The following is a 14,817-nucleotide window of genomic DNA, read 5'->3' on the forward strand; positions in this document are numbered from 1 at the left end:
CACTCTTTTCAATGTGGTCAGTTTGTGTCATTCCGTTCTACTCCCTACACTGGTTAACGAGACTGTTTTAAACAGAGACACAGGGAGAATGGCAAAGTGAGCAACAAAGAACTTCAGGCACTCAAAGAACGCTATGTTGCAGCGGGCGCGGCGAGCCCTAACGAGCAATTTGCTGATCACGCAACCAACGCAGAACTGTGGGACGCTGACGGAAAACGCATGATCGATTTTGCGGGTGGCATAGGTGTGCTTAACATCGGCCACCGGCACCCGAAAATAGTGGCGGCCATAAAAGCCCAGCTTGATAAGCTGATGCACACCTGCCAGACCGTTATGCCCTATGAGGGCTACGTGCGTCTGGCGCAGAAGCTGAGCGAAGTCACGCCGGTAAAAGGCCACGCAAAAGTAATGCTGGCCAACTCCGGTGCTGAAGCACTGGAGAACGCCCTTAAAATTGCCCGTGCAGCCACCGGCCGCACCAACGTAATCTGCTTCAACGGTGGTTACCACGGCCGTACCTTCATGACCATGGCAATGAATGGCAAGGCCGCACCTTACCAGACAGACTTTGGCCCGATGCCAGGCAGTGTATTCCGCGCACCTTATCCTGTGCCATACCACGGTGTGACGGAGGAAGAAGCGCTGCGTGGTCTGCAGATGACCATGAAGGCCGACTCTCCGGCAGACCAGACAGCTGCGATCGTGCTTGAGCCGGTATTGGGTGAGGGTGGTTTTTACGCAGCACCCACCAGCTTCCTGAAAGCGCTCCGGAAGATTTGTGACGACAACGGCATCCTGCTGATTGTGGACGAAGTTCAGAGTGGCTTTGGCCGCACCGGCAAGATGTTTGCTCTGGAGCATAGTGGCGTTGAGGCAGACATCATTACCATGGCGAAGAGTATGGCCGATGGTATGCCCATTTCCGCGATCGTTGGCACCGACAAACACATGGACTCCTCAGGGCCGAATTCATTGGGTGGGACTTATACCGGCAGCCCGACAGCTTGTGCGGCTGCCCTTGCGGTATTCGAGGTATTCAAGGAAGAAGATATCCTGGGCAAAAGCATACGCCTTGGTGAAAAGCTGAATCAGCGCTTTACCCAATGGCAGGAGCAGTTTACTCATGTAGACAATGTGCGTGGACTAGGGCCTATGGCGGCATTCGAAATGGTTGAAAGCAAAGAAAGCCGTAAGCCTTTACCAGATATGGCTGCAGCAATTACCAAGAAGGCCAAAGAGAAGGGCCTGATCCTTCTGAGCTGTGGCATGTACGGTAATACCTTGCGCTTCCTCATGCCGGTAACCATTGAGGACAGCATCCTTGAAGAAGGCTTGGCCATCGTTGAAGAGTGCCTGAAAGAAGTCGGCGCCTGATACATTACGTTTTAGCTTGATCATTTGTGACCTAAGCCGAACCTGCGGGTTCGGCTTTTTTATGGCGTTCGTCGTATACTGACCTGAGCTGTTTCACCAACCAGGCAGAGCCATGACCGCACCAAATACCACATCAATGCCCGACCACAAACCGAGACCTTGGGTTGATCTTCTGGTCAGCATTATCATCCCATCCGTTATCCTGATGAAGTTCAGTGGCGACGAGCATCTAGGCAGTGTTAATGCCCTGATTCTTGGTTTGGCCTTTCCACTGGGGTGGGGCCTTTTTGAGCTGATTCGCTACAGGAAGAAAAACTTTATCGCTCTGCTGGGCCTGATCAGTGTGGGGCTCACAGGCGGTATCGGCTTGCTTGAACTGGACGCCGGCTGGCTTGCCATAAAGGAAGCAGCTATTCCCGCAATCATCGGCCTCGCGGTACTTGCCTCTACCCGCACCAAATACCCCTTGGTTCGTACTCTTCTTTATAACCCCAACGTTCTTGACGTGGAAAAAATTCAGGAGTCCCTGGAGGAGAACAATCGTGTAGCGGAGTTTGAAGGGCGCTTGTTGAATGCCAGTTACTTTTTTGCAGGAACCTTCCTGTTTTCCTCCATTATGAACTATGTTCTGGCCCGCTGGATTGTCGTCAGCCCCTCTGGTACCCAGGCATTCAATGAGGAGCTTGGCAGGATGACTCTGGTGAGTTACCCGATGATCGCCATTCCCTCTATGGTCATGATGATGCTCATTTTCTATTACCTTTGGAGAACCATCCGCCGGCTTACAGGCTACACCCTGGAAGACGTGATGGCGCCTCATTTGGCAGAGAAAGAAAAGTCCAGGCAGTAGCCTGAAAATTCCCGAAAATCACGATGTAATCCAACGAGATACCCGGATTTAAGGTACAAAAAAAGCGGCCAGAGCAATACTACTCTGGCCGCTTTTTCATTACCTGCTTTAGGCCTGATCAGATGTCGAGATTGTGCACTTCCAAAGCGTGAGCCTGGATAAAATCTCGACGCGGCTCTACATCATCACCCATCAATGTTGTAAAGATCTGATCTGCTGCGACAGCATCATCAATCTTCACTTTCATCATGCGGCGGCTATCTGGATCCATGGTGGTTTCCCACAGCTGATCCGGGTTCATCTCTCCCAAACCCTTGTAGCGCTGAATGCTCAGGCCTCGCTGCGCTTCCTTCATCAACCAGTCCAGCGCTCCTTCAAACGACAACACCGCCTGCTTGCGCTCGCCACGCTGAACGTACGCACCGTCTTCGATAAGTCCGTTCAGAGTCTCGCCAAGGCGCGCAATTGCACCATAAGACGGTGAGTCGAAGAAATCATGGCTAAACACATATTCAGTAGGAATGCCGTGAACATGAATCGTCACCTTAGGCAGGAACAGACCGCGCTCGGAATCCTTGCTGACTGAGAACGTGAATTTGGTACCGGTACGGGTATCTATATCCAGGCCTTCACCAAGACGACTTGCCCAGGCAGCAACCGCTTGTTCATCTTTCAGTTGCTCTGATTTCAGAGTGTCGTTATGCAGCATCTGCTCCAACACCTTGGCAGGATAAGCGCGGGACAGCCGCTCAATCATAGCCATCACGGCCTGATAATCCTTCACCATAGTTTCAAGAGCGGAATCCTTGATGGACGGCGCTTCGGGGTTCACGAACAGCTGTGCACCTTCCAGAGATGTCTGGGTGAGATAGGCTTCCATTGCCTTTTCATCCTTCAAGTACTGTTCCTGTTTGCCACGTTTGACCTTATACAGGGGAGGCATGGCAATAAAGACGTGACCACGTTCAATAATTTCACGCATTTGGCGGAACAGGAACGTCAGTAGCAACGTGCGGATGTGGGAACCATCCACATCGGCGTCCGTCATGATAATGATGGAGTGATACCGGAGTTTATCAGGATTGAACTCCTCTCGACCAATGCCACAACCAAGAGCCGTAATCAGAGTGCCCACTTCAGCGGAAGACAGCATTTTGTCGAAGCGTGCTTTCTCTACGTTCAGGATCTTACCTTTCAGCGGCAGAATAGCCTGCGTTTTGCGGTCTCGGCCCTGTTTGGCGCTTCCGCCGGCCGAGTCACCCTCCACTATGAACAGTTCAGAAAGAGCGGGGTCTTTCTCCTGGCAATCAGCGAGCTTGCCGGGCAAACCCGCGATATCCAAAGCGCCCTTACGTCGGGTCATATCCCGTGCCTTACGGGCCGCTTCACGGGCACGCGCCGCTTCAATCATCTTGTTAACGATCAGTTTGGCTTCGTTAGGCTGCTCTTGAAGGTATTCGGCAAAGCTCTGATAGAGCTCCTGCTCAACCGCCGTTTTTACTTCTGAAGACACCAGTTTATCTTTGGTTTGTGAGGAGAACTTGGGATCAGGAACTTTCACACTGATGATGGCTGTGAGGCCTTCACGCGCGTCGTCGCCAGAGGTGCTCACCTTAGCTTTCTTGCCCAGGCCTTCCTGTTCAATGTAGTTATTCAAAGAGCGGGTAAGTGCTGCACGGAAGCCAGCCAGGTGGGTACCACCATCCCGCTGGGGAATGTTATTAGTGAAACAGTAAATATTTTCCTGGAATGCATCATTCCACTGCATGGCAACTTCAACCACGATGCCGTCTTCACGCTCCCGGGTGAAATGGAAAACCCGGTTAATGGGCGTTTTATTGGTATTGAGATGCTCAACAAACGCTCTCAACCCGCCTTCATACTCAAAGATTTCTTCTTTGCCACTACGCTCATCCGTCAGGCGGATACGAACGCCGCTGTTCAAAAACGCCAGTTCCCGGATGCGCTTTGCCAGGATTTCGTAGTGGAACTCAATAGTAGAAAAAGTTTCCGGGGACGGAATGAAATGCACTCGAGTGCCAGACGCTTCCGTATCGCCAACAGGTGCCAAAGGCGCATTGGGCACACCGTGTGTATAAACCTGTTCATACACCTTGCCATCGCGACGGATAGTCAGGGTAAGGGTAGAGGACAAGGCGTTTACAACCGAAACGCCTACACCGTGAAGGCCACCGGATACCTTGTAGGAGTTGTCATCAAACTTACCCCCGGCATGTAGCACGGTCATAATAACTTCTGCTGCGGATACGCCTTCTTCCTCGTGGATATCCACCGGAATACCCCGACCATTATCCTGAACGCTTACAGACTCGTCCGGGTGAATAATGATCCCTATCTCAGTACAGTGTCCGGCCAGAGCTTCATCGATGGAGTTATCCACCAGTTCAAACACCATGTGATGCAGGCCAGTGCCATCATCGGTATCGCCAATGTACATTCCTGGCCTTTTTCGCACCGCATCCAGCCCCTTCAGGACTTTGATACTGGCCGAATTATAGCTCGATTCACTCATTAGGTAACTCCTGAAGCGTAAGGGCCGGCGCAATCCTCAAACCGCCTTTTGGCGCAGCTATAAGGTTGGTAGGCCGGTTTTATTCTTCCTTCAATTTGCCATGTTCCACGTGGAACATTCGGTAATCAGGTATCTGATTATTCTGCCACAGTATCTCCGGATCAGGATGTTCAATGGCGGTAATAAATACCTGGCAACGTAACTGCTGTAACTTTCGAGCCAGCATGGTTCTATGGCTCTCATCCAACTCGGCGTTAATATCGTCGACCAGAAAGCTAACCTGCTTTCCAAGATCATTTAACACCATACTCTGGGCAATCTTCATCAGAATAACGAGGGTCTTCTGTTGGCCGCGAGAAAAGGTTTCCGCTACCGGTCGTCCCTGATACTTGATGCGGATGTCAGCACGGTTTGGCCCATAAAGGGTGTGCCCCATGCGGGCTTCCTGCTCCCTGTGGCGGACCAATACATCCGCCAGTGACTGACTCGTGTCCCATCCGGGATAGAACTCAAGTTTCAGCCCGTCTGTCCAACTTACATCCACTTCGTGAACCAGATTGTCGAAGGCACGTTTGAACTGGTCAAAGGCCGTCTTTCGGGCGTCGCTAATTCGTTCGCTCAGTGCCACGTACTGGGTATCCCAGATACGCATCATGGATTCGTCTAGTCTACCATTTCTCAGCGTTTGATTCCGCTGTGATGTAACTCTCTGGCACTGTTGCCAGCTTGATGCAAAAGAAGGTTCCACGTGGAACACTGCCCAATCCAGAAATTGCCGACGCTTTCCCGGCCCACCCGCAACAATATCAAACACACCAGGATCTATGACTGAAACGGGCAAGTGCATCGCAAGTGAGGAAAGGCTGCGTACGCTTTCCCCATCGACCCGCAATGTGGTTTCCTTCTGTACCACATCGCGGGAAATACCCAAACGATGGGCAAGAGTTCCTTCTGCTAAATTATCACGCGGCTTATCAAGCCCATGGTCCAAACCTCCAAATACAGTGAAACGCTGTTGCCCATGCTGTACGACCGCCTGATGCCGACTGACACGAAAGGAACGACCCAAGCCCAGATAACCAATCGCCTCTAGCACGCTGGTTTTACCGCTGCCATTAGCACCGTAAAGAAAGTTGAATGACGGTGAGAATGAAACAGGTTCAGCAGGGGAGAGGTTGCGAAAAAACTCGGTATGAAGTTTTACCAGCGCCATAGGAAGCAAAGCTCGTCGCGGCAGCAAGAGGAATGGAAGGTATCCACGAAAAAAGGCAACAACTCACGGATTACGTGGGGTGCTGCCCTCTAGTGTACAAAACAAGGCTGGCGAAGGCGACTTCTGCCTTCAGTGGAGCATGTTCAGGCGATCGTCCATAAAGACATCCATCTCCGGCGCAAGAATATGTACGTAACGATCAAAATACAGGAATTGCTTCAATAACAGGGCGAATTCCCGCGGGAAATGCAAGCCATGGCTTTCGCCCACCTTCACCATATCCATAAGGATATTATTCACATCGTCTTCTGCTTGGTCCGCTTGATAAGGCACATGATCTGGGACCATCTTATCCATTTGCTGGTAAAGCTTGCGCAAATCCGCTGCCAAATCGTCGACTTTCACCGTTTGGCTGGTTATCCCTATACGAATCATGGCGTCTGCCATACCATCGAAATTTCCAACCATCACAGACGATATAAAATCGCTAACCGCCTCCCAAGTATCTGGGCGAATACGGCCAACGATACCAAAATCGATAAACCCTACGCGCCCATCTCTAAGTACCATTAAGTTGCCCGCGTGTACGTCTGCATGAAAAAATTCGCACTTCGTAAGGCTGGAAAACCAGGTATTCATTGCGGTGATCAGCGTCCGCTCCGGATCTTTTGCATAACCGCGGATACTCTCCAGGTCGGTTAGGGGTACACCATGGAACCGCTCCATCGTCAGTATCCGGCGAGTACTTGCATGCTCATATACAGCAGGAACTGTTGCATCTTCATTATGGGTATCGTGGAGGAACTTCCGGAACACTTTGAGGTTATTAGCCTCTTTAATGAAGTCACACTCCTCCATCATGGTGCGTTGAATTTCTTCAACGATACCTGAGAGAGATGTCCAGGAGAGTTTAGGTGCAAGGGTTTCAAGAATGCGTGCCGAGAGATACAGAAAGTTCAGGTCGGTCAGCAGGATATTTTCAACACCTGGCTTTTGAACTTTTATGACTACGTCTTCGCCAGTTACGAGGCGCGCGGCATGCACCTGCGCGATGGAGGCAGAAGCCAGGGCTACCGGATCAATCTCGGAGAACACCTGATCAATCGGTCGATCCAGCTCTTTACTGATAATTCCCTTAATAATGCCATACGGCAAATTGGGGGTGCGATCGAGGCAGTACTGAAATTCCTCCACATACTCTTTCGGGAAGAAGGTCGGCGAACTGGCAATGAACTGCCCAAGCTTGATGTAGGTTGCGCCTAGTGACTCAAAGGTCTGGCGCAACATACGCGGGGCAGGAGGGCGATCCCCCCTGACCCAATTGACACCGGTTCGGCCTAATACAGAAAGTGTTTGCCCAATTCTGAATGCGCCTTTGATTCCGTTCGTTACGGTGCCCATCACTTCTCCTATAGCCTCATCGGCATAACCACATAAAGGCAGCGGTTATCCGTTTGCGATTCGATCAATGCGCTGCTGTTGGGATTCGATAGAGTGATTTTCACCTGCTCATCATCCAGCGCGTTCATTACATCTATCAGATAGCCTACATTAAAACCTATCTGTAGTGATTCGCCCTGATAATCCACCGGCAGCGCGTCTTCGGCCTGTTCCTGATCCGGGTTGTTCGCAAACACCTGCAATTCGTTAGTGGCCAGGTTTAAACGCACACCGCGAATATTCTCATGTGACAAAATTCCGGCGCGCTGAAGGGTGTTTTTAAGCGTGGCACGATCTGCCAACACGATTTTGTCACCGCCACGGGGAATCACCCGATTATAGTCCGGGAACTTGCCTTCAATCAGTTTGGAGGTAAACGTGTAAGACCCGACAGTCGCTCGCAGATGGTTATCACCAATAACCAGAGTGACGGGTGTTTCCACATCATCCAGCAGCCGCGACAGCTCAAGCACGCCCTTACGGGGCACAATCACCTGACGGGGTTCGGCACAACCGGTATTCAACTGCACGTGGGCCATCGCCAAACGGTGACCATCGGTGGCGACTGTGCGCACGTGGTCATTATCCACTTCCAATAGCAACCCGTTTAGATAGTAACGCACATCCTGCTGGGCCATGGCGAAAGCCGTCGCGTCGAACATGCGCCTGAGTTCTTTCTGTGGCAATTCCAACCGGAAACTCTCAGGCTCATCTTCCACATTGGGAAAATGCTCAGCAGGCAGGGTAGACAAGGTAAAATGACTTGCCCCGCATCGCACATGCAAACGATCGCCTTCCAGCACAAGCTCGATTGGCGCTTCGTCTCCAAGAGACCGACAGATATCTGAAAGTTTACGGGCAGGCACGGTGATGCGCCCGGGCTGGTCAACATGGACAGGTGTCACCCGCCCGACCAACTCGACTTCCATGTTTGTCCCGGTCAGAACCAGGGTATTGTCTTCGGCTACCAGCAGTACGTTGGACAGCACCGGCATGGTCTGCTTTTTTTCAACAACACCGGCAATGCTTTGCAAAGGTATGAGCAGGGATTCACGGCTGATCGTCAGTTTCATGTCACTCAGCTTTCTATAGTTGGAAGGATGAATGTAATTTGCTTACGGCTTAACACCTCTTCTGCTACGAAGTCAGGTGGTCAGCAATCTCATAAAATTTTGATAGTCCTCGCGGATCCCCGGATCTGTTTCCTGAAGTTCCAGGATTTTCTTGCACGCATGCAAAACGGTGGTGTGATCTCGACCACCAAACGCATCACCAATTTCCGGCAGGCTGTGATTCGTCAGCTCTTTGGATAGCGACATAGCTACCTGTCTAGGCCGGGTTATCACTCGGGTACGCCGCTTGGAATGCAGGTCCGCAACTTTAATTTTATAGTACTCTGCCACAGTGCGCTGAATGTTATCTATGCTCACTTGCTTCTCGTGAAGGGCAAGCAGATCTTTCAGGCTTTCCCGAATAAACGGTGGCGTAATCTCCGACCCGGTGAAGTGAGCATTCGCTATCACCAAACGAAGCGCCCCTTCGAGCTCTCGTACGTTCGATCGTATTTTTTGGGCAATAAAAAAAGCCGCTTCGCTACTCAATTTAACATTGGTTTGCTCAGCTTTCTTCATCAGTATCGCAACCCGCGTTTCCAGCTCGGGCGGCTCAACCATCACCGTAAGCCCCCAACCAAACCGAGACTTGAGACGTTCTTCCATATCCACAATTTCTTTTGGAAACCGGTCACAGGTTACGATAACCTGCTGGCCACCTTCCAATAACGCATTAAAGGTATGGAAGAACTCTTCTTGTGAACGCTCTTTACGGGCAAAAAACTGGATATCATCAATCAGCAACGCATCGACTGACCGGTAATACCGCTTGAATTCGTTGATAGCGTTCAGTTGCAGCGCCTTAACCATATCGGCAACGAATCGTTCTGACCGCAAGTAAGCAACCTTCGCATTAGGGTTGCGACGCACGATGTCGTTACCGATCGCGTGCATCAGGTGAGTCTTACCCAGACCCACACCGCCATACAGGAACAATGGGTTATATGCACCACCGGGGTTCTCAGCAACCTGCATGGAGGCCGCCCGCGCGAGTTGGTTCGACTTGCCCTCTACAAAGGTGTCAAACGTAAAGCCTTCGTTCAGAAAGCTCTGGTGTTTGATATCGCCTTCTACTTGAACCGGCCTGCGCCCACCGTTAGATGTGTATTCATTAAGCTGTGATTGCCGATTACCACCTGAGGTAACTACAACACCTTTTTCTTCTTCAGTCACTCTGCCACCGGACTCTTCCTGAATCCGCTTGCTGGAATCCTGTTTAACCAGTTCCGAGCGCACGACCGGCTCACTTTCCCGGGGAGCAGAGCCTACTTTCATTCCTACTCTTGGAGCCTGACCCCCGTTTAAATCCTTTAGCACCTCCTCTATACGACGAAGATACTTCTCATGGACCCAGTCCATCACGAAACGGTTAGGAGCAAACAACATCAGTTGTCCTTCCCGGTGATCAGACTGAAGGGGCCTGAGCCAGGTATTAAACTGTTGCGCGGGAAACTCATCCCGGAGTACTTCAAGACATTGATGCCACAGTCTGTTCGGCACGACAGCCAGCTCCCGATAACCCATAAATTTCTGGGACCTGACAACAACTGCCAGATCCCGAAAGATGACCACGGATTCTACCCCGCCAGACCTTCTAGCGAAAGAGCTAATGGCTCTCCATAAACACCCTGTGGAAATTTAACAGCATATTTATCAGTATTTTACAAACTTATATACACCCTTGTGTACAGAAAATACCTATCAGAATAGTTACACACAAGCCTGTGTGCACAACCGCACCTCAGCACTGTGTGCAATCGCCCTGTCATCCGGTGGATAACTCACACCTCTTCAGTCATTCCCACTTGTCCACAATTCATTATGAGTTGATCCACAGGGCTTAACCCCACTTGTACGGAGCTTTATGAATGCTTTAATCTACTGAATTTGTTGATTTAGTTCGAGTTACCCACAGAAAACAACCTATCTAATAACAGTAATAATAGAATTCTTTAAAGAATATTAAAAAGATCTATAACTACTATTATTCTGCTCACCACCCCCACACACCTGGTTTGTTTTGCAACCTTCCCAAACGTACAATCCAGCATCGGCATAAGCCCCTACCAATAAACATTGAACCCATCGCAGAATTTGCATAGAATGCCGCTCCTGTTTTGGCTATTAATTTTTTAAGCCATTTCCTGAATGTCCAACACACGAATTGTGAGATAGTCACCATGAAAAGAACGTTTCAACCAAGCGTACTGAAGCGTAAGCGCGTTCACGGATTCCGTGCCCGTATGGCAACAGCCAACGGCCGCAAGGTAATTTCCCGTCGTCGTGCCAAAGGCCGTGCACGTCTGTCTGCGTAATCTGTCGTTCGCCTCATGAAGGCTTTGAATTTCCCGAAATCGCATCGCCTGTTACGGCCAGCTGATTACGGCAAAGTCTTCAACGACGTACAGCTGAAGGTTCCGCACAGGAATTTTCTGATCCTGGCTACTCCGAATAATCTCGGACATGCCAGGGTTGGTCTTGTGTTCGCAAAGAAGAACCTGAAACTGTCAGTTCAGCGAAATCGGATCAAACGACAGGTACGGGAAACCTTCCGTAACCAGCCTGAACTTCCCGGAATGGATATTATCGTTCTTGGACGCCAAGGGCTTGCAGCTATGGACAATCAAGCAGTCCGAGCTTCTCTGGATGGTCTCTGGCATCGGCTAACGAAGAAATATCATCAGCTACCGCCATCTCGGCCAGCAGAAGGTTCTTCTGCCGGTAAGGGAACAGGTTAATGCGAACGTTGCTTCTTTTTCCCATCCGCTTCTACCAATATGCCATCAGCCCGCTAATGGCCAATCATTGCCGCCACTACCCAACCTGCTCACAATACGCTGTAGAAGCCATTTCTCATCACGGGTCGCTGAAAGGTCTATATCTTTCCATAAAACGCCTGTTGAAATGCCATCCTTGGGCCGAAGGCGGTTTTGATCCGGTACCCGGTACGGTAAACGCAGAGTCAGAAGAAACAATTTCCTGTTGCCCTCAGGCTGACCATTCCCCAATAACAACCCAGACCAGACAGTAACTCTATGGATATTCAACGCGTCGTATTATTTGCCGGCCTGGCTATTGTCAGTTATCTGATGGTACTTGCCTGGAACGAAGATTATCACCAGCCAGTTCCTACTGAACAAGTTGCTGAATCTGGGCGTATTCAAGCAGATAACAGTTCTGCGGATGCGATGGTTCTTCCAGGTGATGCGTCTCAGGGAACCACAGCCTCAAATGGTGCGAATGAAGAATTTACAACACCGGAAACTGGCCAATCCGTATCAAGTGCTGCTACTTCAGGTGTGAACGTAAGTGATCAATACATCACGATCCGCACCGATGTACTGGATCTGGTTGTTGACCGTGTTAGCGGTAATCTCGTCAAAAGCTCCCTACTTGCCTATAACAAATCTCTCGAAGGTAGCGAGCCTCTCACGCTTCTGAATAACACTGAAAATCGGTTTTATGTGCTCGAAAGCGGACTGATTGGCCAGAATGGACCAGATAGTGCCAAAAATGGCCAAGCCCCTGTCTACAGCACAGATGCAACCAGTTATGAACTGGCAGAAGGTGAAAACGAACTGATCGTGAACCTTGTTCACACCATGGATAACGGTGTTCAGATCACCAAGCGTTACCAGTTCGCCCGTGACAGCTATGAAATTGGCGTTCGTTATTTGATTGATAACCGTTCCAGTGAAAACTGGCAGGGTAACTTTACTGGCAAGATCGTTCGTGACCAGTCACCAGATCCCACGTCTGGCCCCAGCATGGGCATTAAGGCATTTCTAGGATTGGTTACCAGTTCACCTGAAGATCCTTATGAAAAGTATGATTTTGGTGACCTGGAAGACAAACGTATAAATGAGACGGTTACCAACGGCTGGATGGCTTTTCTGCAGCACTACTTCCTTGCTGCATGGGTACCTGAGCGCGATCAACCTGCACAATTCCAGACTACTCGCCGTGGCTCACTGCATGTAATGGGTTTCGTATACCCGGCAACAACAGTCGCACCTGGTGAAACAACAGAAATTGGCGCCAGTGCTTATGTAGGGCCGAAGATTATCGACCGTCTTGAAGCCGTTGCGCCCAGCCTCGATCGTACTGTCGACTTCGGTTGGCTGTTCTTCATCTCCTTGCCTCTGTTCATCATCATGGAATGGTTCCACAGCTGGGTGGGTAACTGGGGTGTATCCATTATTCTGCTGACAGTTCTGGTTAAAGCTGTGTTCTTCAAACTATCTGCAACCAGCTATCGTTCAATGGGGCGTATGCGAGCAGTTGCACCTCAGCTTACCCGCCTGAAAGAACTGTACGGCGATGATCGCCAGCGCATGTCGCAGGAAATGATGGCGCTGTACAAGAAGGAAAAGATCAACCCGCTGGGTGGTTGCCTGCCAATTCTGGTTCAAATGCCGGTGTTTATCTCCCTGTACTGGGTGCTGTTTGAAAGTGTACAGCTGCGCCATGCGCCGTTCATGTTGTGGATTCACGATCTCTCGGTTATGGACCCTTACTTCATCCTGCCGATCCTGATGGGCGCCAGCATGATGTTGCAGATGAGCCTGAACCCAACGCCTCCAGATCCTATGCAGGCGAAGATCATGAAGTTGATGCCGATAGTATTTACCATCTTCTTCCTGTGGTTCCCGGCGGGTCTGGTACTCTACTGGTTGGTAAACAACATTCTGTCGATCAGCCAGCAGTGGTACATTACCCGCAAGATTGAAGCGGAAATGGCCACTAAAAAGCACTGACGCTTTGACCGATTGATTGTTCAGTAAAGGCTCCGTGACGGGGCCTTTACTGTTTCAGGAATGCACAAAATAGTGTGTAAGAGGCATGATTCATGAACCAGAGCGCTAGCACCTCCCATACTCCCGACACCATTGCAGCCATAGCCACCGCACCCGGCCAGGCTGGTGTGGGGATCGTTCGAGTATCCGGCCCTCTGGCAAAGCCTATTGCTACAAAGATGCTGGGTTACACTCCAAAGCCCAGATACGCCCACTACGGGGGCTTTCTGGATCAGAACAGTGACCTTATTGATGAGGGTATCGGGCTATTTTTCCCGAACCCTAATTCGTTCACTGGTGAAGATGTTTTTGAATTGCAGGGGCATGGTGGCACCATAATTCTGGATTTGTTATTGCGGGAAGTTTGCCGTCACGGAGCCAGGCTGGCACGCCCTGGTGAATTCTCTGAGCGAGCGTTTCTTAACGACAAGCTTGATCTGGCCCAGGCCGAAGCCATTGCGGATCTTATTGAAAGCAGTTCCGAGCAAGCTGCGCGCTGCGCGGTGAGATCCATGCAAGGTGTATTTTCCCGGAGTATCGAAACGCTGGTTGAAGCCGTTACCCATCTACGAATTTATGTAGAAGCCGCCATCGATTTTCCGGAAGAGGAAATCGACTTTTTGGCTGATGGCAAAGTGGGCAGCGACCTGCAGACGTTGCTGGAACAACTTGAGGGTATTCTGGGTGAAGCCCAACAGGGTACGATTCTCCGCGATGGCATGAAGGTCGTCATTGCAGGACGCCCTAATGCCGGGAAATCCAGCCTGCTGAATGCTCTTGCCGGTCGGGAAGCAGCGATTGTCACCGCCATTGAAGGCACCACCCGAGACGTGCTTAGGGAACATATTCATATTGATGGTATGCCTCTGCATATTATCGACACGGCTGGCCTGCGAGACAGCCCGGATGAAGTGGAACAAATCGGTATTGCCCGTGCCTGGGAGGAGATACGCCAGGCAGACCGTATTCTGCTCATGGTGGATGCCACCACCACGGATAAAACCACACCCCACGAAATTTGGCCGGATTTTATCGATCAATTACCCGCTGCTGCACCGGTAACAGTAATCCGGAACAAGGTGGATCTGAGTGGTGAGAGCATAGGTATTTCAGAGGTATCCAACGGCGATAAACCAGTGATTCGCTTGGCAGCCAAGTCAACTGAAGGATTGGACGTACTGAGGGATCACCTCAAGCAATGTATGGGCTTCGCCAGCACCACAGAAGGTGGCTTCCTTGCCCGACGCAGGCACCTGGATGCGCTTGAACGCGCCAAAGACTTCCTCATACAAGGGCAAGCCCAACTGGAAGGTTATGGTGCCGGGGAATTGCTAGCCGAGGATTTAAGAGCCGCTCAGGATGCGCTTGGGGAAATCACCGGGCAAATTACGCCGGATGAGTTGTTGGGTAAAATCTTTGGATCCTTTTGCATCGGAAAGTGAGCCAAATCCGCAGTAAATACCACTAGATTCGTCGCATGCTGCTGATAAATCGATACA

The 14,817-nt window shown here is 50.6% G+C and carries 12 protein-coding genes; 7 read left to right on the forward strand and 5 right to left on the reverse strand.

Annotated elements, in window-relative coordinates; genetic code table 11:
- Positions 1-96: 96 nt before the first annotated feature.
- Together Q0824_RS13305 and Q0824_RS13310 are read left to right on the forward strand one after the other, a co-directional pair.
- Positions 97-1,374: an aspartate aminotransferase family protein gene (locus Q0824_RS13305; RefSeq protein WP_298451467.1), complete on the forward strand. Its 1,278-nt coding sequence runs from the start codon at positions 97-99 to the stop codon at positions 1,372-1,374.
- A 112-nt stretch (positions 1,375-1,486) separates the two neighbouring features.
- Positions 1,487-2,224 carry a VC0807 family protein gene (locus tag Q0824_RS13310; RefSeq protein WP_298451470.1) on the forward strand — a complete coding sequence of 246 codons (738 nt, stop codon included), beginning with the start codon at positions 1,487-1,489 and terminating at the stop codon, positions 2,222-2,224.
- A 118-nt stretch (positions 2,225-2,342) separates the two neighbouring features.
- Here Q0824_RS13310 and gyrB read toward each other — a convergent pair whose 3' ends face one another.
- From gyrB to dnaA, 5 genes are all read right to left on the reverse strand, one after another.
- Entirely contained in the window at positions 2,343-4,757 is a 2,415-nt protein-coding gene (gyrB, locus tag Q0824_RS13315) for a DNA topoisomerase (ATP-hydrolyzing) subunit B (RefSeq protein ID WP_298451473.1), read from the reverse strand.
- A gap of 79 nt (positions 4,758-4,836) precedes the next feature.
- Entirely contained in the window at positions 4,837-5,970 is a 1,134-nt protein-coding gene (gene recF, locus Q0824_RS13320; RefSeq protein WP_298451475.1) for a DNA replication/repair protein RecF, read from the reverse strand.
- A 129-nt stretch (positions 5,971-6,099) separates the two neighbouring features.
- Entirely contained in the window at positions 6,100-7,371 is a 1,272-nt protein-coding gene (locus Q0824_RS13325) for an AarF/ABC1/UbiB kinase family protein (protein ID WP_298451478.1), read from the reverse strand.
- Between the two features lie 8 nt (positions 7,372-7,379).
- A complete protein-coding gene (dnaN, locus tag Q0824_RS13330; RefSeq protein WP_298451481.1) occupies positions 7,380-8,483 on the reverse strand; it encodes a DNA polymerase III subunit beta in 1,104 nt (367 codons plus the stop codon).
- A gap of 72 nt (positions 8,484-8,555) precedes the next feature.
- On the reverse strand, positions 8,556-10,022 hold the full coding sequence (gene dnaA / locus Q0824_RS13335; protein ID WP_298451483.1) for a chromosomal replication initiator protein DnaA: 1,467 nt from the start codon (positions 10,020-10,022) through the stop codon (positions 8,556-8,558).
- Between the two features lie 680 nt (positions 10,023-10,702).
- On the opposite strand from dnaA, the gene rpmH reads away from it, so the two are divergent.
- The 5 genes from rpmH (at position 10,703) to mnmE (ending at position 14,760) form a co-directional block, all read left to right on the forward strand.
- Positions 10,703-10,837, forward strand: a complete 135-nt coding sequence (gene rpmH, locus Q0824_RS13340) for a 50S ribosomal protein L34 (RefSeq protein WP_008172542.1) — start codon at positions 10,703-10,705, stop codon at positions 10,835-10,837.
- Between the two features lie 15 nt (positions 10,838-10,852).
- Positions 10,853-11,260 carry a ribonuclease P protein component gene (gene rnpA / locus Q0824_RS13345; RefSeq protein WP_298451486.1) on the forward strand — a complete coding sequence of 136 codons (408 nt, stop codon included), beginning with the start codon at positions 10,853-10,855 and terminating at the stop codon, positions 11,258-11,260.
- The gene (yidD, locus tag Q0824_RS13350) at positions 11,260-11,553 is read left to right on the forward strand and encodes a membrane protein insertion efficiency factor YidD (RefSeq protein ID WP_298451489.1); all 294 of its coding nucleotides are present in this window, start codon (positions 11,260-11,262) and stop codon (positions 11,551-11,553) included. Before rnpA ends, yidD begins: the two co-directional genes overlap by 1 nt.
- A gap of 4 nt (positions 11,554-11,557) precedes the next feature.
- A complete protein-coding gene (gene yidC, locus Q0824_RS13355; protein WP_298451492.1) occupies positions 11,558-13,279 on the forward strand; it encodes a membrane protein insertase YidC in 1,722 nt (573 codons plus the stop codon).
- A gap of 92 nt (positions 13,280-13,371) precedes the next feature.
- Positions 13,372-14,760 carry a tRNA uridine-5-carboxymethylaminomethyl(34) synthesis GTPase MnmE gene (gene mnmE / locus Q0824_RS13360; protein WP_298451495.1) on the forward strand — a complete coding sequence of 463 codons (1,389 nt, stop codon included), beginning with the start codon at positions 13,372-13,374 and terminating at the stop codon, positions 14,758-14,760.
- The last annotated feature ends 57 nt before the right edge of the window (positions 14,761-14,817 follow it).

This window comes from uncultured Marinobacter sp., from assembly GCF_947488835.1.
In the GTDB taxonomy this organism is placed as follows: domain Bacteria; phylum Pseudomonadota; class Gammaproteobacteria; order Pseudomonadales; family Oleiphilaceae; genus Marinobacter.